Below are 25,453 nucleotides of genomic sequence, written 5' to 3'. Positions count from 1 at the left end.
CGCCGGATCCAGGACAGTATGGACCCGGCCGAAGGGCGCCAGGCCGCCTGTGGTGCTGAGTGGCAGGCGGTCAGGCGCCGCCGGCTACTCGTGCGGTGATGTCGTCACCGATCTCGTGCGTCGTACGGCCGGCCCATCCGGCCAGGCGTTCCACGATGTCGTCGGCGACGGCCTGCTCGACGCGGGCCGCCTCCTCGGTCAGGCCGAGGTGGTCGAGCATCATGGCGACGGACAGGATGGTGGCGGTCGGGTCGGCCTTGCCCTGGCCCGCGATGTCGGGCGCGCTGCCGTGGACCGGCTCGAACATGCTGGGCGCGGTCCTGTCGGGGTTGATGTTGCCGCTGGCTGCCAGGCCGATGCCGCCGGCGATGGCGGCGCCGATGTCGGTGATGATGTCGCCGAACAGGTTGTCGGTGACGATCACGTCGAAGCGCTCCGGCTGGTTGACGAAGAACATCGAGGCGGCGTCGACGTGCTGGTACTCGGTGGTGACGTCGGGGAAGTCCGCGGCGACCCGGTTGAGGGTGCGCATCCAGAGGTCGCCCGCGTAGGCGAGCACGTTGGTCTTGTGGACCAGCGTGAGCTTCTTGCGGGGACGCTCGGCGGCCTTGGCGAAGGCGTAGCGGATCACACGCTCGACGCCGAAGGCGGTGTTGAGGGAGTCCTGGGTGGCGACCTCGTGCGGGGTGCCGCGACGCAGGACGCCGCCGGCGCCGGCGTAGAGGCTCTCCGTGCCCTCGCGGACGACGATCATGTCGATGTCCTCGGGGCGGGTGTCGGCCAGCGGGGTCTCCACGCCGGGGAAGAGCTTCACCGGGCGCAGGTTGACGTAGTGGTCGAGCTCGAAGCGGAGTCGGAGCAGCAGGTCGCGCTCGAGGATCCCCGGCGGGACGCTCGGGTCGCCGATCGCGCCGAGCAGGATGGCGTCGTAGCCGCGCAGTTCCTGCAGGGTTTCGTCGGTGAGGGTCTCACCGGTGGCGTTGTAACGGGTGGCACCCAGATCGTAGTGAGTGGTGTCGATCTTGGCGCCGACCGCCTCCAGGACCTTGAGCCCTTCGGCGACGACCTCGGTGCCGATCCCGTCACCGGGAATGACGGCCAGACGAATGTTGCGCGACTCCATGGCCGGTACCTTACCGGGTCGTCTCGGCTGTCGAACACCGCATCTCATTTTCCGGACACGGCGTTTTGTCGGGTTTGCGGTCTTTTGACCCTTTCGTTAGAGTCCCTGCCAGCCTAATCCGCTGCGACGTTCGCACGGAGCCGGGGACCCATTCCCCCTTGGGGCGAATCGGCACCCCCATGCCGTAGGGCGGCTTCCACGCCCGAGCCCGTCAGCTAACCCGGTCGGCCCCGTGGAAGGACATTCCCCTGTCTCGCATCGTCACGGCCGCCGTCCTCGGTGGCCTCCTCGCCGCAGGATCAGCCGCCGCCGCCTCCCCCGCGTCGGCCACCCCCATCCAGGTCGAGACCCTGAAGAGCCAGTCGGTCCAACCTGACGACACCAAGCCCGTACAGGGCGACCCCGCTCGCACGATGACCATCACCGGAGCGGACATCAAGAAGGCCCAGCTCAAGCAGATACCCAAGCCCGCATGGCAGATCGCACTGAAGTTCGCGATGTCCAAACGGGGCACCCCGTACGTCTGGGGCGGCACCAGCCCGAGCGGCTATGACTGCTCGGGACTGATGCTGAGGGCCTACGAGAAGGCGGGGATCGAGCTTCCCCGCGTGGCACGCGACCAGTACCAGGCATTCGACAAGAAGATCAAGTGGGAGAACCTGAAGCCCGGCGACCTGGTCTTCTTCAGCAACCTCGGGCACGTCGGGATGATCTCCAAGGACGGCTACATGGTGCACGCGCCGCGCAGCGGCGACGTGGTGAAGGAGGAGAAGCTCAGCCCGTGGCGCCGCCAGGCGTTCGTCGGCGCGGTACGGCCTGACCCGAAGGGCGTGGCGCAGTCCCGGCGACTGGTCGAGGTGAAGACCGAGGCGGCCCCCATGTCGCTGCGGGCCACCTTCTAGGCCCGGGCCGCCGAACTCGCGGGAGGTTCCAGCACTCCGGCCCCACGACTGGCACGGAGACACAAGGACTCCCTGGCGCTGTCGCATGACGGAGAACACCGTCAGCGGCCGCGAAAGACGTGAAGATCCGAAGGCTCCCGGAGACACCCCGTTCCGCGGAGCCTTCCGGAGGCTCATGCGCGTTCGAAGGTGGGTGGGTTCACCCCGGTGGAGCAGGGGGAACTCCACCGGGTGGCCCCGTTCAGCGGGGGGAGGGGGAGCCGCCGTTGTCCCTGCGGTCCAGCGCGGTCTGGACGGCCTCCGCCGCCTCCTCGTCGTGATCTTCGGCGCGGTTCCATGGATACATGTCGTACACGTGACTCATCTCTTTTCGCGGACGCGAGTGGATCGGACGTCGGATCCCGGTCGCGAATCCGACCGGGCCTGGTCTCGTGCGGTCCGGATCACGGACCGGACGGAGGGGGCTTAAGGCCGACACGACGCCGCTCACCGCGACGGGTGGCCGACCTGCCCTAACAGGCCCCGTCGCGGCTGGTAAGAATGACGAGTACCCAGCGCATCCATTCCAAAGTACCTGGCACGGCCCCGGCTGTCTCGTAGGACGTCCGAATATCTCACTATTTGAGACGCCGTTGCGGTGGCGCGCGAGCGCTCACGAGGAGCGTCCCCTGGACGGAGGGCGGCCGGTGGCCACGGAGGCGCGTGGCACGGCGTGCCGTACGGCGCAGGGAACCGGGAGATGACGGCAAGAAGAACGCCCTCCCGCGCCACAGGGCGGGAGGGCGTCGTGACGCGAGCGGCCGTCAGTCGGTGAGGTCCACCGAGCGCCCGCTGTCGGCGCCGATCTCGCCCACGATCTGGTCCACCACGTCGGCGGGGATCGCCGAGTCGACGGTCAGCGCGATCAGCGCCTTGCCGCCCTTGACGTCCCGCGCCACCTGCATGGAGGCGATGTTGATGCCCTTCTCGCCCAGCAGGTGACCCACGACGCCGACGATGCCCGGCCGGTCGGTGTAGGTGAAGAAGGCCAGATGGTCGGTCGGCTCGATCTCCATCTCGTAGCCGTTGACCTCGACGATCTTGGTGACCTGGCGCGGCCCCGAGAGCGTGCCCGACACCGAGACGGTCCGGCCGTCGGCCAGCACGCCGCGGACGCCGACGACGTTGCGCCAGTCGGGGCTCTCCGAGCTGGTGACCAGCTCGACGGTCAGCCCGCGCTCCTTGGCCAGCAGCGGCGCGTTCACGTAGGTCACCGCGTCCTCGATGACGTCGGTGAAGACGCCCTTGAGCGCGGCCAGCTCCAGCACCCGCACGTCCTGCGAGGCGATCTCGCCGCGCACCTCGATGTCGAGCTTGGTGGCGGTCTCACCGGCGAGCGCGGTGAACACGCGGCCCAGCTTCTCGGCGAGCGGCAGGCCGGGCTTGACTTCCTCGGCGACCACGCCGCCCTGGACGTTGACCGCGTCGGGAACGAACTCGCCGGCGAGGGCGAGCTTGACGCTGCGCGCGACCTGCGTGCCCGCCTTCTCCTGCGCCTCGTGCGTGGAGGCGCCGAGGTGCGGGGTGGCGACGACCTGGTCCAGCTCGAACAGCGGGCTGTCGGTGCAGGGCTCCTTGGCGAACACGTCGAGGCCCGCGCCCGCCACGCGGCCCTCCTTGATCGCGGAGTACAGCGCGGCCTCGTCGACGATGCCGCCGCGGGCCACGTTGATGATCCGCACCGACGGCTTGACCTCGTGCAGTTCCTTGTCGCCGATGAGGCCGATGGTCTCCTTCGACTTCGGCAGGTGCACGGTCAGGAAGTCGGCCGTCCTGATGACCTCGTCGAGGCCGGCCAGCCTGACGCCCATGGCCGCGGCGCGGGCCGGAGGCAGGTAGGGGTCATAGGCGATCAGCTCGACACCGAACGGCTGCAGCCGCTGCGCGACGAGCTGGCCGATCTTGCCGAGACCCAGGATGCCGACGATCTTCTCGTCGAGCTCGACGCCGGTGTACTTGGACCGCTTCCACTCACCGTTCTTGAGCGCGGCGTGAGCCTGCGCGGTGTTGCGCGCGCTGGCCAGGATGAGCGCGATCGTCTGTTCTGCGGCACTGGTGATGTTGGAGGTGGGCGCGTTCACGACCATGACCCCGGCCTTCGTCGCCGCCTCGACGTCGACGTTGTCGAGGCCGACACCGGCCCGGGCGACGACGCGCAGCTTGGGCGCCGCGGCGATGGCCTCGGCGTCCACCTGGGTGGCGGAGCGGACGATGAGCGCGTCCACGTCGGCGAGCGCGGGTAGGAACTGCGAGCGGTCGGCGCCGTCGGTGTGACGGACTTCGAAGTCTGCGCCGAGCACGGCGAGACCCGCTTCCGACAGCTCCTCTGCGACCAGAACGACGGGCTTGTTCACTGGTGGATCCTTAGGGTCATGCGACGGGCTGAGGGACACGTCAGCGGGCCCCTCGGATCCCTCTGAGTCTATCGGGGCTTGTGAACGCATTCACGAGGGTCTCAGGATCTGGGCGCGCTACCCAGGCGCTGAGCAACTCATCCCAACCGCAGCCAACTTTGTCTTGATCGGGAGATTTCTTCGCTATTAGCCTGATAAGCCGTGGGCTACTACCTATCGTTCACCATATGAGCATCGGGAACCCCGCTCTCGCCGACGTGCTCGTCCAGCACGGCAGTCCGCACCTGCTGCTGGCCGCACTCGCCGATGGGGGAATCCTGGTCGCCGTGCGCCCTGACCGCTCCGTCGTCCTGGGCACGACCCAGGTCGGCGACCGGGTCCTGCTCGGCTACACCGGGCCGGACACCTACGCACGGCACCGGGGTGGCCATTCGTTGTCGGCCTGCGACGCCGACACCATCCTCGACATCCAGCGTGTCACCGGCGTGCGGGAGATCGTGATCGACGCCGCAGGCCCCGCCGCGGCAGCCGTACCGATCGAGGATCTCCAGCGCTTCCTGCTGTCGACGCGGACGGGACCGCAGCCGGTGCTGTCCGGGGCGATGCCCACGGCGTACGCGACGGGCGCCATGGCCGCGGTCTCGCGTGGCGGCTCGGTGCTGCAGAGCGCGCCGCCCGTACAGGTCGCCCCCGCGCCGCAGTCGTGGATCCCCGCACCGCGCCCCCACCTGTCGGGGCCGATGCAGCAGGTGGATCCCGGCTACCGCCGCTGCACCCACCCCATCCTGCCCGCGCTGCGGGGCGCGATCGCCCTGCTGCTCGTCGACTACCCGCTGGTCCACCACGTGTGGATCTCCGAGGCGCGCACGGCGTCGGGCGCTCCCGGGATCATGCTGCACGTCAAGGTCCACATGTCGGCAGCCGAGGACGTCGTACGCGACCTGCACCGCGGGGTGCGCGCGAAGCTGCCCCAACTGGCGGCCAGCGAGGCGCCGATCCTCATGGCGCGGGTGGCGGACGCGCGCAGCGAGCGCAGGATGGTGGAGCTGGGCGCGCACGTGGTGTGCGCCGACGTCACGGACTGATTGGGCCTACCGACCAAGAGCTCGCTCGGTTTGAATGAGCCCATGATCGTCTCCACCCGGGTGCGGCTCGGTTACGGCGTGGGCTCCTTCTGCACGGCCACCTTCGGCGCCGTGCCGGGGCTGCTCCTGCTGTTCTACATGACCAACTTCCTCGCCGTGCCCGCGTGGCTCGCGGGGCTGGTCGTGGCCGCGCCCAAGGTGTGGGACCTGGTCGTGAACCCGCTGGTGGGCCGGTGGTCCGACCGGACGGTGTCCCGGATGGGCCCGCGCAGGCCCTGGATGCTGGCGGGCGCCTGCACGCTGCCGCCGGCCTTCGCCGCGCTGTTCGCCGGCCCCCCGCTCACCGGCACACCCGCCGCGATCTACGTCGCGGCGGTGTTCCTGATCGCCGCCACCGCGTACGCGCTGTTCGAGGTGCCGTACAAGGCGATGCCCGCCGAGATGACCGGCGACTACCACGAGCGGACCGCGTTGCTGCAGTGGCGGATGGTCTTCATCGGCGCGGCCACCGTGGTCAGCGGCATCGTCGCCCCGGCGATCGTCAACAGCCAGGGCGACGGAGGCACCCTGGCCAGCTACCGGCTGATGGGCCTGACCGTCGCGTTCGTGATGCTGGCCGCCATGCTCGGCGCCTTCTTCGGCACGGCCCGCGCCCCCATGACCGGCGCCCCCGAACCCGACGGCGGCTCGCTGTGGTCACAGTTCGCCGTCGTGCGCGGCAACCCCTCGTACGTGTGGCTGCTGGCGCTGAGCTGCACGCAGTTCCTGGCCGTCGGGGTGATGCTGGCGGCGGGACCGTACTTCGCCACGTACGTTCTCGGCGACCCCAAGGCCACCAGCACGCTCTTCGCCGCGCTGATCGGGCCGATCCTGCTCACGATGCCGCTGTGGGTCAAGCTGTCCAAGCGCTACGACAAGCGCGGGGCGATGCTCATCGCCGGCCTGATCTTCGCCGGCGGTACGGCGGCGGCCACCGCCACACCGCTGTTCGGCGGCCTGTTCGCGCACCTCATGCTGCTGGTGGTGGGCATCGGGTTCGCGGGCGCCCAGCTCCTCCAGTTCTCGATGCTGGCCGACGTGATCGCCTTCGACGCCGCCACGACCGGCAAGCGGAGGGCGGGGGTCTTCACCGGGTTGTGGACGGCGATCGAGAGCGCCGTGAGCGCGTGCGGCGCGTTGATCTTCGGCGGGGTGCTGACCTTGGGGGGATTCGTGTCATCTGATCCGGGAAGGCCGGTGGCGCAGTCCGATTCCGCCATCACCGCCGTGCTCCTCGGTCAAACAGCCGTGCCAGCCTCCATTATTTTTCTTGCCGTTCTCATGACGTTCCGTTACCGATTGACAGCGGAGCATGTTCTCCATGACCCGCTCGAGTCTTCTACATCAGGCGAGATACGCCCTTCGGCACCCTGACAGAGTCATCCCCCACGCGCGGCGGCTCACCAGGGACCTGTGGCTCAGGCTTCAGAGCCGCGACCACGTCGACTACTACAGGGCGGTGATGCGCTCGGACACCGAACGCAATCCCGACCGCGCCGTCGGCTCCAAGAGCCGGGAGAAGTGGCTGAAGATCGGAAAGGCGCAGTTCGACTACCTCGTCCAGCACGGTCTGAGCCCCGAGCACCGCATGCTGGAGATCGGCTGCGGCAACCTGCGGGCCGGGCGGCTGTTCATCGACTACCTCTCGCCCGGCCACTACTACGGGATCGACATCTCGCCCGACATCCTGTTCGCCGCCCAGCAGACGCTGGCCGACTACGGCCTGCAGGACAAGCTCCCCCGTCTGACCCCTGTTCACGACCTGCGTTTCAGCTTCCTCCCCAGCGAGCACTTCGATGTCATCCACGCCCACAGCGTCTTCTCCCACTCCCCGCTGCACGTGATCGAGGAGTGCTTCGCGAACGTGGGACGGGTCATGAAGCCCGGCGGCTGGTTCGACTTCACCTTCGACAGGACGCGGGGCAAGGAGCACCACGTCCTGCGCGAAGACTTCTACTACCGCACCGAGACGCTCGTGGAGCTGGCCGGACGGTACGGCCTGACGGCGACGTTCATGGAGGACTGGGAGCTGCTGCCGTACAAGCAGTCCAAGATCCGCGTGCGCCGCGCCGTCAGGTGAGGCGGCGGGTCAGGGTCAGCGTCCCTGTCCGCGCGAACGCTCCGGCGACCAGCGCTGCCAGCAGCGGCAACCCGATCACCACGACGCCGACCAGCGACCACGGCACGGCGATCGTCGCCGGGCCGGGGTCCTGCCGGACCATGAACGGGCCGAAGCCCAGGGCGGTGCCGCCTGCGGTGGTCATCGCCCAGGCCAGCGCCACACCGGGGACGACGCCTGCGACGGCGCCCACCAGCGCGCCGAGGCCCGCGATGTAACCGGCCTGCCCCGCGACGACCAGCCGGCCCGTCTTGGCGGGCGCGCCCACCGCCGAGACGGTCGCGAGATCGGGTCGCATGTCGGCGGCGGCCAGAGCCGTCGCCACGAACGTGCCGCCGAGCACCAGGATGAGCGCGCCGCCCATCAGCGCGAGTAGCGTGCCGTCGATGTCGCTCTGGAAGCCGCTCGCCACGCCGGCGCCCGCGTACGGACTGACCACCGAGAGCTCCCTGTGGAGCCGCTCGATGTCCGGTACCGGATGCCGCGTGAAGAGCTCGCGCTCCTGGAGCTTCCAGCCCTGCGCCGTCACCGCCGCCGGCGGCAGCAGGGCACCGCCCAGCCGCGGATCGGAGGCCTTGACCACGACGGCGGGCACGACGAAGCCCTTGTCGTCGACGGATCTGCGGTAGCCGCTGGCGTTGAGGGAGAGCATCCCGTTACGCGCCAACGCGGGGTCGAAGACCACCGCCTTTCCCGCGGCGAGCGCGGCGGCCGCCGCCGGGTCGTGCCTGCCCAACATCACGTCGAGCACCCCCTGATCACCGATCTGCAGGTTGAAGAAGACGCCCCTGGTGCACTCTCGGCACGTGATCGGCACCCTCGGGAGCAGGGCGACCGACTCCCCTGCGGCCGTGGTCGCCTGGTAGCCACTCGCCAGCGTGACACCGGGAAGCAACCTCGCCGCGGTGGTACGGATCTTCGCCCATTCGGCGTCGTCCCCGCCGGCCGCGGTGATCGACAGCGTGCCGACCGGCGTGGGGGCGCGGTAGGAATCGCGCTGGTCGACGTACTGGCTGTTGACCCCGATGCCCGCGGCGACCGCCCCGGCCGTCGCCGTCATCACGGCCGCCACCGCCGATGCCGTACGCACCCGGTGGCGGACGGCGTCGCGGACGCTCAGCCGCAGCGTGAGCGGCAGCCGTACGGCGAGCCGCCCGGTGAACCTGACCAGCCACGGCATCACCGCGACCATCCCGAGCTGCCCGAGCACGGCGGCCGCGAAGATCCACACCTCCTCCGTCCTGGACGCCGCCACGCTCGCCACGACGCCCGCCGCCAGCAGGACCAGTCCGAGTACGGGCTTGCCCGTCCTGTCGCGGGCGGCACCCGAGCGTCCGGACAGCACGGCCGCGGTGTCCTGCCGCGCCGCCTGCAGCGCGGGGACCAGGGCCGCCACCATCCCGCTGAGCGACCCGAGCGCCGCGACGCCCAGCACCTGCCACCAGGGCACCTCCGCCGGGCCCACCGAATCCGACAGCAGCGGGACGAGCAGCAACCCGGCCGCGGTACCGACGACGGCGGCCGGCACCGCGGCGGTTCCGCCCAGCACCAGGCCGTCGGCCAGCACGATCGCCCGCAGGTGCGCCTTCGAACCGCCCTGGGCGGCGATCATGGCAAGCTCGGTCCTGCGCCGCCGCAGCCCGATCGCGAAGGCGGGTCCCGCCAGCAGAGCCGTCTCCGCCACCACCATGAACACCACGAGAGCGACCGCGAGCACCTGCGTGGACGTCATCATCGACATCAGTGGATCGTCGTCAGTGGTGAGGGAAGAGAGTCCGACGAGACCGACCTCGTTCAAGCGCCTCGTGTCCGACAGCGTCGCGGGAGACGGAGTGTCGGCGAGCCAGCCGGTGCCCTGACCGTCGCGCTTGTCCAGCAACAGCACACCCCGGCTGCCGACGACCTCCATGTGCTCGGTGTTGAACGGGTAGGACACCACGCCCACCACCCGCACGGGACGGTTCGCGCGGGTGACCTTGATCGTGTCACCGGGACGGAACGGCATGGCCCGCGTCACCACGACCTCGTCGGGGCCGGCCGGGTAGCGCCCCTCGACCAGTGGCCGCACGCCCCTGGCCAGGGGATCGCGCAGGTCGATCTCCACGGCGGCGACATGCTCGTACTGGTCGGCACGCCAGACGTCGACACTGCCCTCGTCGAAGCCGATCAGTCTGGTGCCCGGCTGGAGCCTCGCCGCGACCTCCGCCGTGGTCGTGGGCTGGGCGCGTTTCGGCTTCGAGTCCTCGGGACCGGGGAGGCCGCTGTCGCCGTACTGCTCCGTGATCTCGCTGTAGGGGGTCGTCTTGATCCGCAGGTCGGCCGCGCCCAGATCTCTGACCAGCCCCTCCTTGACCGTCACGTCGGCCGTCGCGGCGAACGTGAGCAACCCCGTGATCACCAGCACCGGCAGGCCGATCATGACCATGATCAGTGCGGTGCGCCCCTTGGCTCTGACGGCGTCCCGGCGCGAGATGCGCAGTGCGACCCTCATCGCGCGCTCACCGCCGGCGCGGTCGTCTCGTCGGCGATGCGCCCGTCGCGCAGGAACACCACCCTGTCCGCCCATCCCGCGTAACGCGACTCGTGGGTGACCAGCAGCACCGCCGCGCCCGCCTCGCAGCGGCTGCGCAGCAGTTCGAGGATCTCGTCGCCGGTCGGCGTGTCCAGCGCGCCCGTCGGCTCGTCGGCCAGGATCAGCCGCCGCTCGCCGACCAGTGACCTGGCGATCGCGATGCGCTGGCGCTGCCCGCCCGAGATCTCGTCAGGGAACCTGTCGGCCAGATGCGGCAGGCCGACCTCGCCCAGCACCGCCAGCGCCTCCTGCCTGGCGTCGCGGGCCCGCACGCCGTCGAGCTCGCGGGGGAGCATGACGTTCTCCACCGCGGTCAGCGACGGGATGAGGTTGAGGTCCTGGAAGACGTAGCCGACGCTCCTGCGCCGCAACGCCGCCAGGTCCTTGACCGTCGACAGATCGACCCCGTCGACCTCGACCGTGCCGCCGGTGGGGCGGTCCAGGCCGCCCGCGAGGTTGAGCAGCGTCGACTTGCCCGACCCCGAGGGCCCCATGACCGCCACCAGTTCCCCCACGCCGACCTCCAGGCTGACGCCCTTCAGCGCGTGAACCGCGGCTTCTCCTTCCCCGTGCACGCGCGCCACGTCCTTCAGCGCCACCACACGCTTCATGCCCCTGCCTCCTTGAGTACGGCCTCGCAGTGGTCGAGCCATCGCTGCTCGGCCTCGGCCTGAAAGATCATCGAATCCAGCACGAGACGCTGGGCGGGGCCGGCAGAGCTGGCGCGCTTCGCTCTGGTCAGCTCCTGCAGGGTGCGCATCGTGGCGGTTCGCTGGCGTTGGACGACCTTGGCGACGTCCACGTCCTTGGCTGTGACGGCCATCGCGAGTTTGATGACCAGCTCGTCCCTCGGCCGGTCGGACTGGGCGACGGGGGTGCCGAACCATCGCTCCATCTCCGCCCGACCGGCCTCGGTGACCGTGTAGACGACCCGGCCCTGCTCGTCCTCTTCCCCTGAGGCGACCAGGCCGTCTCGCTCCATGCGGGAAAGCGTCGTGTAGACCTGGCCGATGTTGAGCGGCCAGGTCGCCCCCGTCGACGCCTCGAACTCCGCACGTAGTTGATAGCCATATCTGGGGCCCTGGCTGAGCAACGCCAGGAGCCCGTGTCGGATCGACATGAATACTGAGTATGCATACTCAGTATGCCCCCTTCAAGGTTTTCTGGACAGGAAACGCGGTTCGGGCCGATACTCGGGGCATGAGCTCGACGCAACCCCCATTTCGCGCATCCGATGGGGAACGTGATCGCGCCATCGACGAGCTCCGCGACCGCGCCGTCGAGGGGCGTCTGAGCCACGACACGTTCGTGGGCCGAGTCGATCAGGCGCTGCGGGCGCGCAGCCGCCACGAGCTCGACGACCTCGTCGCCGACCTCCCCCCGCGCAACACCTTCAGACAGCGGCTGACCGACGTGGTCGCCTCGGTCTCGGAGCTCACCACCCGCCTGCAGTCCGCCTGGCGCAAGCCGCGGCTGCCGCGGCTCGCGCTGCCCGAGGACAGCAGGCTCCGGTACGTGGTGGGCCGCGGCTCCGCCTGCGACCTGGTACTGGCCGACCTGACCGTGTCCAGGGTGCACGCGGAGCTGCGCAAGGGCGACGACGGGTCGTGGATGCTCGTCGACCTGGGGTCACTGAACGGCACCCGCCTCAACGGGTGGCGGCTGGTCGGCCCGGCGCGGGTCCGCTCGGGCGACGAGATCTCGTTCGGTGACGTGGGGTTCCTGGTGTCCAGTACGGCAGGCACCCGATAGGCCATCGCCCGTCACCTCGCCCGCGCACGGCGAGAACATCGACTTCTTCGGCGCGATCGAGGTCGACACCGACGCCGAACTCGCCCGGCTCGGCCTGACCGGCTACCGGCCCCTGCGGGTCCGCGACACGCTGTTCTGATCCGCGCCCCGACCCGGACACGGTACTGATCGTGGGCGGCACCCCCGGCGTGAGGCCGTGCAGTCGCCCCAGCGGTGTCTGTGGGCAGACCTCCGGCCGGTCGCCGGTCCGAAGGACCGGAGCACGGCGCGGTCAGCGGGCGCCCGGTCTGGGGATGCGGTCAGCGGGCGCCAGGTCTGGGGATGCGGTCAGCGGGCGCCAGGTCTGGGGATGCGGTCAGTGGGCGTCCAGTCTGGGGATGCGGATGCCGGCGGCGCGGAGCTTGGCCTCGAAAAGCGCGGCCAGCCGCGCCGCGGCCGGAGTCTGCTCTTCGCCGTGGTGGGCGATCAGCGTGTACCGGGCCGCGGCCTCGGTGCGGGCTTGCAGGCCGGTCACGGTCTTCAGCAGTGCGGGGTTGGCGAGGTAGTGGTCGGCCACGGCGGTGGCGAGCTCGGCGATGCGGGGGTCGTCCGGTTCCCAGGCTCCGGCTTCGGCTGCGCGCCTGGTCAAGGCGACGAGCCGGGTGTCTTCGAGGGCGTGCTCGAAATGGGTGAGGTAGTCGTCGAAGCCTTCGGGGACCAGGGCCTTGGCCAGCACCCAGCCCTCCCTGGTGGCCGCCACCTCGTCCGCGGGGAATCCGAGGCCGAGCATCCGCTCCAGCAGCGCCACAGCGCGGTCAGGCAGCAGAGCCCGGTTACCATCGGCGAGCCGATGCAGCGTGTCACGCCGCGCGATCAACTCCTCGATCCGTTCGGTGAGCTGGCGCTCGACGTCGGCGAGCGCGGCGGCGAACAGCGTGGCATCGGCGTCGAGCAGGGGTCCGATCTCGGCCAGCGGCACCCCGGCGGCGGCCAGCGTCCGTACCTGCACCAGCCGCAACAGATCGTCCGATCCGTACCGCCGGTAGCCGGAGCTGTCGCGTTCCGGCTCCTCGACCAGGCCGAGCTTGTGGTAATGCCGCACCGTCTTCACCGTGACGCCGACGAATGCCGCCGCCTGCCCGATCGTGACTTCGTTCCTCATCTGCACAGCCTGCCTTGTGCTCGAGCTCGGCGGCCACACACCACGACCGAGCATATGGACGGGTCACGCCGAGCCCGTAGAGCTCGGCGTGGCCCCGGCCCGCGTCCTCCCTCACGCACGACCGGAAGAGCTCGGCGTGGCCCCGGCCCGCGTCCTCCCTCACACACGACCCGAAGAGCTCGGCGTGGCCCCGGCCCGCGCTCTCCCTCACACACGACCCGAAGAGCTCCACGCGACCCCGGCCCGCGTCCTCCCTCACACACGACCCGAAGAGCTCCACGCGACCCCGGCCCGCGTCCTCCCTCACACACGACCCGAAGAGCTCCACGCGACCCCGGCCCGCGTCCTCCCTCACACACGACCGGAAGGGCTCGCCCCTCGAGGCGTACAGGTCGCAGGTGCTCAGTCCGTCGGCTGAGCCGGATCGGCCTGCCCACCGCAGAACACCTCGTTGACGAGCCTTTGCTGGGCGTTCTGGAATGCTGTCGCGATGGACAGGTCGGCGTCGTCCACGCAGTTCAGCGCGGCGGTCAGGGTCTTGCTGCCGTCGGGGGTGCTGTACATCAGCGCCGCGTGGCCCACGGCGGCGCCGTTGTGGGAGATGACGGTGCCGCCGCCGTCCGTCTTCACCAAGAACACTCCCAGGCCGTAGTCCATGTTCGGGATGCCCGTCGGGTGTGGGGTGCACATCTCGGCCAGCAGCGGGGCCGGCAGGAGCCTGCCGCCCAGCAGCGCGGAGATGAACGTGTGAAGGTCCTGGGTGGTCGAGATCATGTCGCCGCCGCTGGAGATCCATGAAGGGTTCTCGCGGGTGATGTCGATCGTCTTCTGCTCGCCGGCGTCCTCGTACCGGTAGTAGGCGTGGGCGTGCGGCTCAGAGATCTCCGCCGAGGCGTCCGGCACCACGGTGCCCGACAGCCCGAGCGGCCCCAGGATCAGCCGCCGCATCTCCTCGGCGACCGAACGGCCGGTGACCTTCTCGATCAGCAGCCTGGCCAGCACGTAGTTGGTGTTGGAATAGCTCCAGCCCGTCCCCGGCTCGAACCGCGCAGGCTTGGACAACGCCAGCTCCACCAGTTCCTGCGGCCGGTAGGTCGTGAACCGGTTGTCCATCCACTCTTTGCCCGTGGTGCCGTAGGGGATGGGGATCCCCGGCGCGATCGTCCCGTCGCCGTAGACCTCGCCGCTGAAGTTGAACACCCCGCTGGTGTGCTGCAATAGCATCCGCACCGTGATCCGCTCGTCCAGCCCGAACTCGGGCAGGTAGTCCGCCACCGGGGTGTCCAGCCCGACCTTGCCCTCGGCCACCAGCTGCAGTACCAGGGTCGCGATGAAGGTCTTGGTGTTGCTGCCGATCCGGACGTGCCCGTTCATCGGCGGCTTCGCGGCCCCGCCCAGCTCGGCCCCCCCGGCGCTGCCGACCCACTCGCCCCGCTCATCGTGCACGCGCAGCGACACCCCGACGAAACCGGAATCGACGATCTCCTCGATCGCCTTCTGCAGCTCCGGACGGTCCTGCCCGGCCGCAGCCGCCGGCGCAGCCCCGCTGTCCGCAGTGGCCACCCCGGCGTCGAGGGCGGCGGTGATCTTGCGGGCCATCTCGGTCATGGTGGCGCTGGGCTGGTCCGGGTGGCCCTGGGCGGCTTCGATGGCGAGGAGGATGGTCATGCGGAAGTTGTCGGCTTCTGCCGGAGCTTGCTTGCCGAGCAGCTTCATGGCTGCGGTCAGGGCCGGTAGTACCCGGTCGGCGAGTTCGGCGACGGTCTTGCCCTTCAGTTCGATGTCCTTGGCCTTCGCGGCGAGCACGTGCCCGACCAGACCGGTCGCTGAGGTCAGGGCGATGGAGGCGTTCGTGGCGGCCTTGTGGGGCGAGCCGGTGGCGGCGGCCATCAGCGACACGGCGCCGTACGCGGCGGTCCGCAGGGTGCTCTTGTCCTGGCCGGAAAGGGGGAGGGACATGGTGGTTTGCTCCTTTAAATCTGTTATGTCCGGTCGGCGTCGTGCCGCTGCGACGAGCTTCCACCCTGACCCAAGGTCAACCTCAACCATGATCTAGCTCACAGCGAATCTTGGGGTTCGGGACAACTTCTGGAGCAGGACGCCGTCCCCGTCGGGTGACAGTCGCATCTCGCACGAGTCCGGGGCGTTCCGTAAGGCGATCCAGTCGGCCACCCCTGGCCTCGTAGACCAGCCCGCAGCATGTATGCAGTCCACCGTCTGCAGCCTTCCGGACACCGCGCCCCACGAACGCAGCATCCAGTCCACCCTGGCCGCCCGTGGACCAGCCCGCAGCGTGCATACAGTCCACCGTCTGCAGCCTTCCGGACACCGGTCCCCCACGAGCGCAGTGTTCAGCCGCCACCCTGGCTGTAGCGCCGACCCGCAGCGTGCATGCAGTCCACCGCCTGCAGCCTTCCGGACACCGGCACCCCACGAGCGCGCCGTTCAGTCCCGGCACCCCCTGGCCCCCGAGACCGGCCCGCAGTATGTATGCAGTCCACCGTCTGCGGTCTTCTGCAGACCGTCTCCCGAAGCCTGTACGCAGTCTCTGTCCCGCAGAAACGATGCCCATCGTCGGACTGAACACGGCAGAATCCCGACCGCGGAAGTGGACGGACCGGTGGGACACCTGCAGCGGGCCAAAGATACGGAAATTTGCGGATTGCGGGGAGAGAGCGGCGCTCCCATGATCCCTGCGAGACCTAGTACGCACCCTGGAGACCTCCATGCGTCGCACCCCAGCCTCACTCGTCGCCGGCGCGCTCGTCGCCGCCCTCGCGTGGGCGTCCAGCCCTGTCTCTCCCGCCACCGCCGCCGACCCCTCCCCCGGCGTCGCCGACCTCACCCAGGATCTCAACCAGATCCTCAGCGACTCCCGCCTGGACATCGGCCGGGCCGGCGTCGTCGTCAAGAGCGCCAGCACCGGCGAGGAGCTCTACTCGACCGACGCGGGCAAGCTCATGACCCCCGCCTCCAACACCAAGCTGTTCACCTCCGCGGCAGCGGCGGAGGTGCTCGGGCTCGACTACCGCTTCACCACCAGCGCGCTGGCCGCCGGCCGTACCATCGGGTCGGTTCTCAAGGGCGACCTGGTGCTGCGCGGCACCGGCGACCCGACCATGCTTGCCGCCGACTACGACGCGCTCGCCGCCGCCGTCGCCGCGAAGGGCATCAAGCTCGTCACCGGCAAGCTGGTCACCGACGACACCTGGTTCGACGCGGTACGGCTCGGCCAGGACTGGGCGTGGGACGACGAGACCGCCTACTACGCCGCCCAGATCTCCGCGCTGACCGCCTCGCCCGACAGGGACTACGACGCGGGCTCGGTGATCGTCTCCGTCGCGCCCGACGGCGACAAGGTCAAGGTCAGCACCACCCCCGAGACCGACTACGTGAAGATCGTCAACAACGCCACGGTCGGCGCCTCGACGGACGTGCTCATCGAACGCCAGCACGCCACCAACACGATCGTCATCACCGGCACCGTGGCCGGGCCGTACGACGAGTGGGTGGCCGTCGACAGCCCGACCGGCTACGCCGCCTCCCTGTTCCGCAAGGCGCTCAACGCCCACGGCGTCAAAATCCTCGGCTCCACGGTCAACGGAGCCCCCGAGGGCGCGACCGAGCTGGCCAAACACGAGTCGATGCCGCTGAGCGAGCTGCTGGTGCCGTTCATGAAGCTCAGCAACAACATGCACGCCGAGATCCTCACCAAGGCCATGGGCCGCAAGGTCGCGAACCAGGGCACCTGGTCCGCGGGACTCAAGGCCACCTCGGACTTCGCCAAGGCGAACGGGGTCCAGATCCTGAACCTGCGCGACGGCTCGGGCCTCTCCCGCCGCGACGGCGTCACCGCGACGTCGATCACCCAGCTGCTGCTGTCGGTGCGGGGCAAGCCGTGGTTCAAGACCTGGTACGACGCGCTGCCCATCGCGGGCAACGCCGACCGCTTCACCGGCGGCACCCTGCGCAGCCGGATGCGGGGCACGCCTGCCGCGAACAACGTCCACGCCAAGACGGGATCGCTGACGAGCGTCACGTCGCTGTCCGGGTACGTCACGAGCGCCGAGGGCGAGCCGCTGGTGTTCTCGATCATGCTGAACCAGTACCTGTCCGGGTCGCCCAAGGACATCGAGGACAAGATCGCGGTACGGCTGGCGAAGTTCAGCCGCACTACGCCCGACACCGCCGCCCAGCTCCGCACCGACGACAGTCCCGCCTCCTCGGAGGGCGGCGACCTGGAGTGCTCGTGGCTGAAGCCCGTCCAATGCTGACCCGCTGACCACGCGCTTCCACCGCGTCAACGGCCCGCCTGGTTCGCCCAGGCGGGCCTTCCGCTTTCTCGGGACCCACCCCGGCACCCCGGCACCCCGGCACCCCGGCGTGCCCGTCCGCCCGGCGGTGTTGTCACGTGGACGAATGGGCGGATTGCCCCGATTTGGCGAATGTCTCGTTTGGTGATTTCTCAGGTGTGATCACGGAGCGACGCACAGTCACGGATCGCCCTCGTCCAGTCGGCGAGCATCGGGTCGGACGCCGTCGCCTCGTGCAGGTTCCCCCACAACCCGGCCCGCGTCCACCGAGCGAACCACCGATGCGCCGTGGGCACCGTAACTCCGAACGAACGTGGCAGATGCTGCCACGCGCACCCGCTCGTGACCACGTACACGACCGCCACCATCACCCTGCGCGCGTCGGTCGCCGCCCTGCCACCACCCTGGGGGCGCACCCGCTGCCCCGGCATGAGCGTGCCGGCAACCGCCCACATCTCGTCCGGGACCAGCCGCTGAGCGAGCGCCTCCATGCCGGTGATCCTCTCGCATGGGCTCTGACCTGCCACATGAGACATAGGCCCATGTGCGGACCAGGGCTTTCCGGGGTTACCTTCACCGCCTCACCGACGAAAGGAAGAAGATCCATGAGGATCCTCGTGACGGGCGCGACGGGCGCGGTCGGCCGGATCGTGGTCGACAGACTGCTCGCGGCAGGGCACCAGGTGCGGGCCCTGACCAGGAACCCGTCGGCCGCCGCACTGCCCCGCGCGGCCGAGGTCGTGGCGGGCGACCTCACCGACGCCTCCGCGTTCTCCGCCGCGTTCGAAGGGGCGGACAGGACCTACTACCTGCCCGGCGTCCTCGACGCCGACCTCGCGACCAAGCAGGCCGCCGCCTTCGTGACACAGGCGGCCAGGGCGGGGGTGACCCGGGTCGTCGACATGACGAGCGCGGCCGTGACGATCCGGCGGCCGGGCAGTTTCGAGATGCTGTGCGACGTGGAGCGCGTCATCGAGGGGTCCGGGCTGGAGTGGACTCATGTACGGCCGGGCGAGTTCGCCATGAACAAGCTCGACATGTGGGGCGAGTCGATCCGCACCGAGGGCGTGGTGCGCAGCGCCTTCCCTGACGCGCTCGGCGTTCCCATCCACGAAGCCGACATCGCGGACGTGATCGTCGCCGCTCTTCTCGAGGACGGCCACGCCGGGAACGCGTACACGCTGAGCGGACCCCTGGCGCAGACCCACCGCGAGCAGGCGGCGGCGGTGGGCGAGGGCCTGGGCAGGCCGCTCCGCTTCGAGCCGCTGACGTACGGGCAGGCCCGCGCCGCCTACATCATGGCGGGGTTCCCGATGGACATCGCCGAGTACATCCTGGGCTACCAGGCCGAGTACGCGGAGGAACCGCCCGAGGTCTCGCCGGACGTCGAACGAGTCCTCGGCCGACCCGCCCGCCCCCTGTCCCGGTGGGCATCCGACCACACCGCCGACCTGAGCTGACCTGACCCAGCCGCCCGAGGCTACGCGGGGGCGGTGATCGCGTTCGGAAGAAGCCTGGCTTTTCCGTAACGGCGCCCGGCCACGGACGCTCGGTGATGCGTATCCCTGGATGGAGGCCGGCCACGCGCCCAGGGTGGCGCGTGGCACGGCCTGCCGTAACGGATGGATGTCCAGCCGCGAACAGCCCGGGCCCGTACGGGCCACAGAGGCCGCACAAGGAGCGGTCCGGCACGAACCGATGGAAACCCCCGAACGGCGGCGCAGAGCATGCGAACCGATCGACGTCCACTCATGGAGGGACGGAAACCAACCGATGGAAACCCACTGAACGCCGACGAAGGCTCACTCAAGGAGGGGCCGACACGAACCGGCGGAAAACCACCGAACAGCTGTGCAGAGCATGCCAGCCGAGCGACACCCGGCAGACACGAAGCGATGGAAACCCCGAAGGACAGCGGCGGGGAGCGTGCGAGCCGACGGAGGCGCCTGGAGGGGCCCGGCACGAGCCGATGGACGCCGCCGAAGGACGAGGCGGGGCGCGGTCGAACCGACGGAGGACGGCCTGAGGATCGTGTGGGTCGCCGTCGCCGGTGGAGAACGTTCCAGGGGAACGCGACCTGAGCGAACCGGTGAAGAGCCTACCGGAGATCGTCTGACCTGCAGCGACTTGTGGAACCGTCCAAGCGCTCGCGGCCTGCCGAGGTCCGGGAGTCCTCCGCACGATACCCGCTCAAGAACCACTGCCGACGGTGGAACGGGATGGAGTCGGGGTGCGTCGGATGGAACAGAGATCGAAGAGCCTTAGACGCGCAGGTAGGGCACATGGTTCACGCGCGACTAGAGAGATCTTTGTTACGAAAGGGACACATGGAGCCCCAGATTTTCGTGGTTTTTTCGTGACATTTGGGTTCTGTGCACACCAGAATGCCTCTTCGACCCAGTGTCTAACCCCCAACGGAGGACAACGTGCGCAGACAGCTCCAGGCACTCGCCTGCCTCGGAAGTCTGGCGGCATTGAGCACTCCGGTCACCGCCGCACATGCGGAGACCCAGCCGAACTCCTGCCGCGTTGTCGCGGCCAAGCCATACCTCGACACCAACGGCGTCGTCAGGGGCGGCGCCGCCCGGACGGGCTGCGACGACCAGGCGCGGCTGCGCGTCCGCATCGTCGAGGTGCGGCCGGGGCCCGACCGGCTGCTCAAGAGCGGTTCGCAGCTCGTCACCAACGGCCGGGTCGTGGCCGGTGTCCGCTGCAGTGACGTGCCCCGCCGCCTCTACGTGACCGCGACCGACTACCGGGGCAACGCGCGTCGCTCCGGCGTGGCCGTGCTGTCCTGCGACAGCGTCCCCACGCCCACGCCCACGCCGACCACCTCCCCCACGGCGACCCCCACCACCACGGCGACGCCGACCCCGACCCCGACGAGCACGCCCACCGGTGGCGGCTCCACCGTCGAGGACGAGGTCGTCAAGCTGACCAACGCGGAGCGCGCCTCCGGCGGCTGCAAGCCGCTCACCCACGACCCGAAGCTGCATGCCGCGGCCGAGGGCCACTCGGCGGACATGGCAGCCAAGGGCTACTTCGACCACACTTCCCCCGACGGTCGCAACCCCGGCGACCGCATCAAGGCGTCGGGCTTCTCGCCCGTCACCGCTTGGGGCGAGAACATCGCCAAGGGCCAGCGCACCGCCGCCGACGTGGTTCGGGGCTGGATGAACAGCCCTGGGCACCGCGCGAACATCATGAACTGCAACTACACCCACATCGGCGTCGGCCACGACTCGAAGGGCCCGCACTGGACCCAGGTCTTCGCCCGCCACTGACGCCACTCCCCCGCGTCGGGTCAACCCACCGCCCCACCCGACGCCAGCGGGCCCGCCGCGCCTCCCCCTCCGCACGAGGGAGCCGCAGGCGGGCCCGCGCCTTTTCCCGCACACCGCACGCCAGGGACCGAGACCAGGGGGACCTGGGAAACACCGACCCAGGTTCCGAGAGCCGCAAACCCGGGAGTGCGAGGACCCACCGCCCCCGGGTGCCGAGGACCACCAACCCCTAACAACCCGGGAGCCCGAGGACCTACGGGCCCGGATTCCGAAACCACCGACGCCCAACAACCCCGGGGGCGCCGAGAGCCGGAAACCCGGGAGCCCGAAGACCCACGACCCGGATCCCGAGGACCACCGGCTTCCGACAACCCTCGAGTTCCGAGGATCCGACGACTTGGGAGTGTGGGGACGCGACGCCTGCCCCGGTCAGCCAGCCCCCCAGACGTGCGGGCGTGGCTTCACACCGCGGCCGGTTCCCGGGCGCCCGTCCTGAATTCGGCCAGGAAGTTCTCCTCGTCGAGCGCCTCGACGCACCGGGCCGTGATCCGCTCGACGTCGCCCCGCTCGGCCGCGGGCAGCGGCCTGCCCACCGATTCTCTCGCCGCCGCGGCCGACCCGAGCAGCCTGGCCGCTTGCCGATGGTCGCCCGCCAGCGACGCCGCCCCCGCCATCCCCTCCAGCGCCAGCGCGATCGCCCGAGGGTCGGAGGTGGCGCCGGCGTGGGCGTGGCCCTCGCGGTGGAGGGACATGGCCAGCTCGGCATCACCTCGCAGCTCGGCGATGAACCCCAGTTCGGCCAGCAGCAGGGCGGCCCCCGACTCGCCCTCCACCTTCGTGATCCAGTCGAGCCAGGTGCGCAGGTGCTTCTCCGCCGCGTCGAGCCTGCCCTGCCGCCTGGCGCTCAGCGCGAGACCGACCTCGGCGAACTGCTGGGCGTACGGGTGCGCGTGCGTCGCCGCCAGCCGCCTTGCCCGCTCGTGCAGGTCGTCGGCCCTGGCGTAGTCGCCCTTCAACAACGCGATACGGCCAAGCCCCGACATGCTCCTGGACACCTCGAACCACAACTCCAGCTCCTCGGCCATCGCCAGACCCTGGGAGTGGAGCGCCGCCGCCCCGTCGTAGTCGCCACCGATCTCCGCGAGCATCGCCAGCGGCTCGACCGCCTGCAGGACGCCCCAGTGGTCGTCGAGCTCCTCGAACAGTGCCGCGCTCCGCTTGCCGTCCCGCTCGGCGGCGGCGAAATCGCCCCTGATCATGCCGTGGACCGCACGGGCGGCCAGCGCGGCCGCCGTGCCCCACCGGTCGTCTAGTGTCTCGAACGTCTCCAGCGACCTGCCGACCAGCTTCTCGCTGCAGGCCAGGTCGCCATGGCCCCAGGTGGTGAACCCGAGGAACCACTGCGCCCTCGCCAGGGCCTCGACGTCTCCGGCCGCTTCGAGTACGGCGAGCGCGGACTCGGCCCGCTGCCCGACGTCGACGGCGATGCCCAGCCGCATCGTCAGCCCCATCTCCCAGATCTCGGCCTGCGCCCTGAGCGCCGCGTGCCCCTCGCTCAGAACGCCCCGATCCGACGAGCCACGAATCGTCCCGCCATGACCCGCCCCACTGGAAACCGCCCCACCCGAAACCGGCCCGTCAACGGCCCACCCGCCGTCATCCGGCCCGCCCCCGCCCGGCCCACCGTGGATCGCCCCACCCCCGATCGGCACACCACCGACCGAGACACCTCCGGCCGAAACACCACCGGTCGACACACCTCCGGCCGAGACACCACCGATCGGCACACCGCCGGTCGGGACACCGTGAGCCGGCTGCGGCTCGTCTCTGACGGACAGCGCCAGAGCCAGCGCCCTGCGGCCCTCGTCGAAGCGGCAGCGCAGCAGGAAGTACCTGGCCATCGCGTTGGCCAGGCGCAGCGCGGTCTCCGCCGAGCCCTGCTCCGCCGCGGTCTCGAGCGCGGTGCGGAGGTTGGCGCTCTCGATGTCGAGTGTCGCCAGCCGGCGCGCCTGCCCCTCCACCCGCCGCTCGCTCCCCTCCGCGAGAGCGAGGTAATGGCGGGCGTGGCGACGCCGTACACAGTCGAGCTCCCGCTCCTCCTCCATCCGCTCCAGGCAGTAGGCGGCCACCGACTCCAGCAGGCGGTAGCGGATTCCCTGCGCTCCTGACACGGTGACGACCAACGAGCGGTCGACGAGCCTGGCCAGCAGGTCGAGCACGTCGGCGGGGCGCACGCCCTCTCCCGAGCACACCGCCTCGGCCGCCTCAAGCGTGCAGCCGTCGGCGTGGACGGCCAGGCGGCGCAGTACGACCCGCTCGGCCCCGGTGAGCAGCTCCCAGCTCCAGTCGATCATCGCGCGCAGCGTCTGCTGCCTGGCGGGCGCGTCGCGCCTGCCCGCCCCGAGCAGGCGGAACCTGTCGTCGAGCCGCTCGGCGAGCTGGGCGGGGCTGAGCACCCTCATGCGCGAGGCGGCGAGCTCCAGCGCGAGCGGCAGCCCGTCGAGGCGGCGGCAGACGGCCGCGACCGCCTCCGCGTTGTGCTCGTCGAGGGCGAACCCCGGCGCGGCCGCGGCCGCCCGTGCCGCGAACAGTCGCACGGCGCTGGAGGCGGCCGGGTCGCCCGTGCCCGAGGGCAGGTCGAGTGGCCGCACGGCCCACAGCCGCTCGCCGTCGATGGCCAGCGCCTCCTGGCTGGTGGCCAGGATCCGAAGCGAGGGCGCCGACCTCAGCAACGTCTCGGCCACGGCGGCGACCTGGTCGACGACGTGCTCGCAGTTGTCGAGCACGAGCAGGGCGCGCTTGGCGCGCAGTACGTCGACGAGCCGCTCGGTCGCGTCGGCGCCACGCTTGCCCGCGGCCCTGTCGTCGCGGACGCCCATCACCGCGGCGATGGCGTCGACGACGCCGACGGTGGCGGGCCGAGCGCCCAGCTCGACCAGCCAGACCCCGTCGGGATGCGCTCCTTCGAGCCGCGCCGCCACCTCCAGCGCGAGCCGGGTCTTGCCGACCCCTCCTGGGCCGGTCAGCGTGACGAGCCTGTGGGCTTCGACCAGCGAACGCACCTCGGCCGTCGCGCTCTCCCTGCCGATCAGGCCGGTCATGGGCACGGGCAGGTTGGTGCGCGTGGTGGGCGCGGCGTCGAGCGCGGGATCCTGTTCCAGGATCGCCTGGTGGAGCGCCACCAGTTCGGGCCCCGGATCGAGGCCGAGCTCCTCGGCCAGCAGGGCGCGCAGGCGGGCATAGCTGTCGAGCGCCTCGCTCTGCCTGCCCGCGCGGTAGAGGGCGCGCAGGTGGACGGCCCGCAGCCGCTCGCGGAGCGGATGCTCGCCCACCAGGTCGGCGAGCTCGGCAGCGAGCAGGGCGTGTTCGCCGAGCGCGAGCCTCGCCTCGGCCTGCTCCTCGATCGCCACCAGGCGCCGCTCGGCCAGGCGGGCCCGTGCCGGCCCGACGAACGCCTCGTCCGCGACGTCGGCGAACGGCTCGCCCCGCCACAACGCCAGCGCGTCGGCCAGCAGCGCCACCTTGGTGGCCGGGTCGTCGCTGGCGTGGGCCCGCTCGGCGAGCGTCTCGAACCGGTCGGCGTCGAGCGCACCCGGCTCCACCCGCAGCGCGTAGCCGGCGGGGGCGAAGGCAAGCCGCTGCCTGCCGTCCTGCTCCGCCTCCTCCAGCACCCTGCGCAGCTGGGACACCTTGACCCGCAGCGCCGCCGCCGGCTTGCCCGGCGGGCTGTCCCCCCACAGGTCCTCGATCAGGCGGTCGGCGGAGACCGGCCGCCCGGCGTGCGCGAGCAGGTCTGCCAGCAGCGCGCGGACCTTCGCCTCGGGTATGCGCAGCGCACGCCCCTCCGTCGACCAGACCGCCAGCGGGCCGAGCACCCCGAATCGCATGTCGCTCAAGCTAACAAAGGCCACCGACGATTTCGGAACGGCTACGGGATCGCCATAAGCCACTCATAACTGCCCCTCTCCAGGCTCATCTCCATGAATCCCAGCAAGCGAGCAGTGGTCACCGGCGGCACCCACGGCATCGGCCTCGCCGTGGTGAAGGCGCTCCTGGCCGAAGGCGCCGAGGTGGTGCTCACCGGCAACAACGAGAAGAACGTCGAGGCCGCGAGGAGCGAGCTCGCCTCCGGCAGGGCGCACGTCCTGCGCTCGGACGCCGGCAGCATGGCCGACATCGAGGCCCTCGGCCGCTACGTCGAGAGCACGCTCGGCCGGGTCGACTTCGTCTTCGTCAACGTCGGATACGCCGAGACGGGCCCCATCGAGGGGGTCACCGAGGCCGCCTACGACAAGATGTTCGCGATCAAGACCAAGGGCGCGTTCTTCACCACGCAGCGCCTGCTGCCCCTGGTGAGCAAGGGCGGCTCGTTCGTGTTCACCACCGCGGTCCTCGACGGCCTCGGCTACGCGGACACCAGCGTCGCCACCGGGACGGTGACCGCCGTCAGAGGGTTCGCCAAGTCGTTCGCCGCCGAGTTCCTCCCGCGCGGCATCCGCGTGAACGTCATCAGTCCCGGCTTCACCCAGACCCCCAGCATGGGCTTCGCGACGATGACCGAGGAGGAGAAGGCGGCCAACCAGCGGCTCGGCGAGGACCTCACGCCGATGAGCAGGCACGCCTCGCCCGAGGAGATCGCGGCGGCCGTGATGTATCTCGCCTTCGACGCCACCTTCACCACCGGCACCGTCCTGCACGCCGACGGCGGCCTCGGCCAGGTCATGGCCTGA

General features: G+C 70.4%; 20 protein-coding genes and 1 riboswitch. Of the genes, 10 read left to right on the top strand and 10 right to left on the bottom strand.

Going from position 1 to position 25,453, the window contains the following annotated elements; all coding sequences use genetic code 11:
• Nucleotides 1-70: 70 nt before the first annotated feature.
• On the bottom strand, nucleotides 71-1,123 hold the full coding sequence (locus tag AC3EO4_RS50810; protein WP_379576100.1) for a 3-isopropylmalate dehydrogenase: 1,053 nt from the start codon (nucleotides 1,121-1,123) through the stop codon (nucleotides 71-73).
• Nucleotides 1,124-1,223: 100 nt separating this feature from the next.
• A riboswitch (cyclic di-AMP (ydaO/yuaA leader) is annotated at nucleotides 1,224-1,368 on the top strand.
• Between the two features lie 168 nt (nucleotides 1,369-1,536).
• Here AC3EO4_RS50810 and AC3EO4_RS50805 point away from each other — a divergent pair.
• Nucleotides 1,537-2,025, top strand: coding sequence for a C40 family peptidase (locus AC3EO4_RS50805; protein ID WP_379576101.1), 489 nt, complete (start codon nucleotides 1,537-1,539; stop codon nucleotides 2,023-2,025).
• Between the two features lie 241 nt (nucleotides 2,026-2,266).
• Here AC3EO4_RS50805 and AC3EO4_RS50800 read toward each other — a convergent pair whose 3' ends face one another.
• Both AC3EO4_RS50800 and serA read right to left on the bottom strand, forming a co-directional pair.
• On the bottom strand, nucleotides 2,267-2,389 hold the full coding sequence (locus AC3EO4_RS50800) for a hypothetical protein (RefSeq protein ID WP_379576102.1): 123 nt from the start codon (nucleotides 2,387-2,389) through the stop codon (nucleotides 2,267-2,269).
• A 439-nt stretch (nucleotides 2,390-2,828) separates the two neighbouring features.
• Nucleotides 2,829-4,418, bottom strand: coding sequence for a phosphoglycerate dehydrogenase (gene serA, locus AC3EO4_RS50795; protein WP_379576103.1), 1,590 nt, complete (start codon nucleotides 4,416-4,418; stop codon nucleotides 2,829-2,831).
• 227 nt (nucleotides 4,419-4,645) lie between these two features.
• On the opposite strand from serA, the gene AC3EO4_RS50790 reads away from it, so the two are divergent.
• The 3 genes from AC3EO4_RS50790 to AC3EO4_RS50780 are packed head-to-tail and all read left to right on the top strand — an operon-like array spanning nucleotide 4,646 to nucleotide 7,622.
• The gene (locus tag AC3EO4_RS50790) at nucleotides 4,646-5,503 is read left to right on the top strand and encodes a hypothetical protein (protein WP_379576104.1); all 858 of its coding nucleotides are present in this window, start codon (nucleotides 4,646-4,648) and stop codon (nucleotides 5,501-5,503) included.
• Nucleotides 5,504-5,545: 42 nt separating this feature from the next.
• Nucleotides 5,546-6,916: an MFS transporter gene (locus tag AC3EO4_RS50785; protein ID WP_431903260.1), complete on the top strand. Its 1,371-nt coding sequence runs from the start codon at nucleotides 5,546-5,548 to the stop codon at nucleotides 6,914-6,916.
• A complete protein-coding gene (locus AC3EO4_RS50780; RefSeq protein WP_431903258.1) occupies nucleotides 6,864-7,622 on the top strand; it encodes a class I SAM-dependent methyltransferase in 759 nt (252 codons plus the stop codon). The genes AC3EO4_RS50785 and AC3EO4_RS50780 overlap by 53 nt, the downstream gene beginning before the upstream one ends.
• On the opposite strand, the gene AC3EO4_RS50775 is transcribed toward AC3EO4_RS50780, so the two are convergent.
• From AC3EO4_RS50775 to AC3EO4_RS50765, 3 genes are read right to left on the bottom strand one after another with little or no spacing between them, the layout of a single operon-like run.
• Nucleotides 7,615-10,152 (bottom strand): ABC transporter permease, encoded by a 2,538-nt coding sequence (locus tag AC3EO4_RS50775; protein ID WP_431903256.1) that lies wholly within the window; start codon nucleotides 10,150-10,152, stop codon nucleotides 7,615-7,617. The two genes, AC3EO4_RS50780 and AC3EO4_RS50775, sit on opposite strands and share 8 nt — an antisense overlap.
• Complete coding sequence (locus AC3EO4_RS50770; protein ID WP_431903254.1) at nucleotides 10,149-10,844, bottom strand: ABC transporter ATP-binding protein; 696 nt, start codon at nucleotides 10,842-10,844, stop codon at nucleotides 10,149-10,151. Before AC3EO4_RS50770 ends, AC3EO4_RS50775 begins: the two co-directional genes overlap by 4 nt.
• The gene (locus AC3EO4_RS50765; RefSeq protein ID WP_431903252.1) at nucleotides 10,841-11,353 is read right to left on the bottom strand and encodes a PadR family transcriptional regulator; all 513 of its coding nucleotides are present in this window, start codon (nucleotides 11,351-11,353) and stop codon (nucleotides 10,841-10,843) included. The genes AC3EO4_RS50770 and AC3EO4_RS50765 overlap by 4 nt, the downstream gene beginning before the upstream one ends.
• An 80-nt stretch (nucleotides 11,354-11,433) precedes the next feature.
• Between AC3EO4_RS50765 and AC3EO4_RS50760 the strand changes: the two genes are divergently transcribed.
• Together AC3EO4_RS50760 and AC3EO4_RS50755 are read left to right on the top strand one after the other, a co-directional pair.
• Nucleotides 11,434-11,985: an FHA domain-containing protein gene (locus AC3EO4_RS50760; RefSeq protein ID WP_379576110.1), complete on the top strand. Its 552-nt coding sequence runs from the start codon at nucleotides 11,434-11,436 to the stop codon at nucleotides 11,983-11,985.
• Entirely contained in the window at nucleotides 11,942-12,124 is a 183-nt protein-coding gene (locus tag AC3EO4_RS50755) for a hypothetical protein (RefSeq protein WP_431903250.1), read from the top strand. Before AC3EO4_RS50760 ends, AC3EO4_RS50755 begins: the two co-directional genes overlap by 44 nt.
• A 216-nt stretch (nucleotides 12,125-12,340) precedes the next feature.
• On the opposite strand, the gene AC3EO4_RS50750 is transcribed toward AC3EO4_RS50755, so the two are convergent.
• Entirely contained in the window at nucleotides 12,341-13,126 is a 786-nt protein-coding gene (locus tag AC3EO4_RS50750) for a MerR family transcriptional regulator (RefSeq protein WP_379576112.1), read from the bottom strand.
• A gap of 402 nt (nucleotides 13,127-13,528) precedes the next feature.
• Nucleotides 13,529-15,085: a serine hydrolase domain-containing protein gene (locus AC3EO4_RS50745; RefSeq protein WP_431903248.1), complete on the bottom strand. Its 1,557-nt coding sequence runs from the start codon at nucleotides 15,083-15,085 to the stop codon at nucleotides 13,529-13,531.
• Nucleotides 15,086-15,852: 767 nt separating this feature from the next.
• Between AC3EO4_RS50745 and dacB the strand changes: the two genes are divergently transcribed.
• Nucleotides 15,853-17,400 (top strand): D-alanyl-D-alanine carboxypeptidase/D-alanyl-D-alanine endopeptidase, encoded by a 1,548-nt coding sequence (gene dacB / locus AC3EO4_RS50740; protein ID WP_431903246.1) that lies wholly within the window; start codon nucleotides 15,853-15,855, stop codon nucleotides 17,398-17,400.
• A 191-nt stretch (nucleotides 17,401-17,591) separates the two neighbouring features.
• Here dacB and AC3EO4_RS50735 read toward each other — a convergent pair whose 3' ends face one another.
• A complete protein-coding gene (locus AC3EO4_RS50735) occupies nucleotides 17,592-17,930 on the bottom strand; it encodes a transposase (protein ID WP_431903245.1) in 339 nt (112 codons plus the stop codon).
• Between the two features lie 114 nt (nucleotides 17,931-18,044).
• Here AC3EO4_RS50735 and AC3EO4_RS50730 point away from each other — a divergent pair, with 114 nt between their 5' ends.
• Nucleotides 18,045-18,899 (top strand): NAD(P)H-binding protein, encoded by an 855-nt coding sequence (locus AC3EO4_RS50730; RefSeq protein ID WP_431903243.1) that lies wholly within the window; start codon nucleotides 18,045-18,047, stop codon nucleotides 18,897-18,899.
• 966 nt (nucleotides 18,900-19,865) lie between these two features.
• On the top strand, nucleotides 19,866-20,723 hold the full coding sequence (locus AC3EO4_RS50725; RefSeq protein WP_379576117.1) for a CAP domain-containing protein: 858 nt from the start codon (nucleotides 19,866-19,868) through the stop codon (nucleotides 20,721-20,723).
• 461 nt (nucleotides 20,724-21,184) lie between these two features.
• Here AC3EO4_RS50725 and AC3EO4_RS50720 read toward each other — a convergent pair whose 3' ends face one another.
• Nucleotides 21,185-24,610 carry an AfsR/SARP family transcriptional regulator gene (locus tag AC3EO4_RS50720; RefSeq protein WP_431903241.1) on the bottom strand — a complete coding sequence of 1,142 codons (3,426 nt, stop codon included), beginning with the start codon at nucleotides 24,608-24,610 and terminating at the stop codon, nucleotides 21,185-21,187.
• A gap of 93 nt (nucleotides 24,611-24,703) precedes the next feature.
• Here AC3EO4_RS50720 and AC3EO4_RS50715 point away from each other — a divergent pair, with 93 nt between their 5' ends.
• Nucleotides 24,704-25,453 carry an SDR family oxidoreductase gene (locus AC3EO4_RS50715; protein ID WP_379576119.1) on the top strand — a complete coding sequence of 250 codons (750 nt, stop codon included), beginning with the start codon at nucleotides 24,704-24,706 and terminating at the stop codon, nucleotides 25,451-25,453.

The organism is Nonomuraea sp. bgisy101 (assembly GCF_057708945.1).
Note: the sequence above shows the minus strand (reverse complement) of the source record. Positions and strands in the feature narration are given on the sequence as shown.

Coding starts and splice junctions, on each gene's coding strand:
- AC3EO4_RS50810 (WP_379576100.1), bottom strand. CDS start 1,123: ATGGAGTCGCGCAACATTCGTCTGGCCGTCATTCCCGGTGACGGGATC.
- AC3EO4_RS50770 (WP_431903254.1), bottom strand. CDS start 10,844: ATGAAGCGTGTGGTGGCGCTGAAGGACGTGGCGCGCGTGCACGGGGAA.
- dacB (WP_431903246.1), top strand. CDS start 15,853: ATGCGTCGCACCCCAGCCTCACTCGTCGCCGGCGCGCTCGTCGCCGCC.
- AC3EO4_RS50760 (WP_379576110.1), top strand. CDS start 11,434: ATGAGCTCGACGCAACCCCCATTTCGCGCATCCGATGGGGAACGTGAT.
- AC3EO4_RS50750 (WP_379576112.1), bottom strand. CDS start 13,126: ATGAGGAACGAAGTCACGATCGGGCAGGCGGCGGCATTCGTCGGCGTC.
- AC3EO4_RS50730 (WP_431903243.1), top strand. CDS start 18,045: ATGAGGATCCTCGTGACGGGCGCGACGGGCGCGGTCGGCCGGATCGTG.
- AC3EO4_RS50720 (WP_431903241.1), bottom strand. CDS start 24,610: ATGCGATTCGGGGTGCTCGGCCCGCTGGCGGTCTGGTCGACGGAGGGG.
- AC3EO4_RS50715 (WP_379576119.1), top strand. CDS start 24,704: ATGAATCCCAGCAAGCGAGCAGTGGTCACCGGCGGCACCCACGGCATC.
- AC3EO4_RS50775 (WP_431903256.1), bottom strand. CDS start 10,152: ATGAGGGTCGCACTGCGCATCTCGCGCCGGGACGCCGTCAGAGCCAAG.
- AC3EO4_RS50765 (WP_431903252.1), bottom strand. CDS start 11,353: ATGTCGATCCGACACGGGCTCCTGGCGTTGCTCAGCCAGGGCCCCAGA.
- AC3EO4_RS50735 (WP_431903245.1), bottom strand. CDS start 17,930: ATGGAGGCGCTCGCTCAGCGGCTGGTCCCGGACGAGATGTGGGCGGTT.
- AC3EO4_RS50800 (WP_379576102.1), bottom strand. CDS start 2,389: ATGAGTCACGTGTACGACATGTATCCATGGAACCGCGCCGAAGATCAC.
- AC3EO4_RS50785 (WP_431903260.1), top strand. CDS start 5,546: ATGATCGTCTCCACCCGGGTGCGGCTCGGTTACGGCGTGGGCTCCTTC.
- AC3EO4_RS50745 (WP_431903248.1), bottom strand. CDS start 15,085: ATGTCCCTCCCCCTTTCCGGCCAGGACAAGAGCACCCTGCGGACCGCC.
- AC3EO4_RS50805 (WP_379576101.1), top strand. CDS start 1,537: ATGACCATCACCGGAGCGGACATCAAGAAGGCCCAGCTCAAGCAGATA.
- AC3EO4_RS50780 (WP_431903258.1), top strand. CDS start 6,864: ATGACCCGCTCGAGTCTTCTACATCAGGCGAGATACGCCCTTCGGCAC.
- AC3EO4_RS50790 (WP_379576104.1), top strand. CDS start 4,646: ATGAGCATCGGGAACCCCGCTCTCGCCGACGTGCTCGTCCAGCACGGC.